Annotated in this window: 1 protein-coding gene; it reads left to right on the forward strand. The window is 65.7% G+C overall.

Features of this window, described 5'->3' with window-relative positions; all coding sequences use genetic code 11:
- A partial coding sequence (locus tag RT688_RS11720; protein WP_313705101.1) for a hypothetical protein occupies positions 1 to 432 on the forward strand: 432 nt, incomplete at both ends.

Here is a 432-nt window from a genome sequence, read left to right on the forward strand (position 1 = left end):
CAGCCAAGACCGCAGCGAAGGCTCCGGTTAAGTCGGCAGCCAAGACCGCAGCGAAGGCTCCGGTTAAGTCGGCAGCCAAGACCGCAGCGAAAGCTCCGGCCAAGTCGGCCGCCAAGACCGCAGCAAAAGCTCCGGCCAAGTCGGCAGCCAAAGCGCCAGCCAAGGCAGCAACCAAGACCGCAGCGAAGGCTCCGGTGAAGGCAGCCGCAACCAAGACCGCAGCAAAGGCTCCGGCCAAGACCGCAGCAAAAGCGCAGGCCAAGGCAGCAACCAAGACCGCAGCGAAGGCTCCAGCCAAGTCGGCAGCCAAGACCGCAGCAAAAGCTCCGGCGAAGGCAGCAGCGACCAAGACCGCAGCGAAGGCTCCGGCCAAGTCGGCGGCCAAGACCGCGGTTAAAGCGCCGGCCAAGGCAGCGACCAAGACCGCGGCAA

This window comes from Massilia sp. (assembly GCF_032106685.1).
Lineage (GTDB): Bacteria > Pseudomonadota > Gammaproteobacteria > Burkholderiales > Burkholderiaceae_D > Telluria.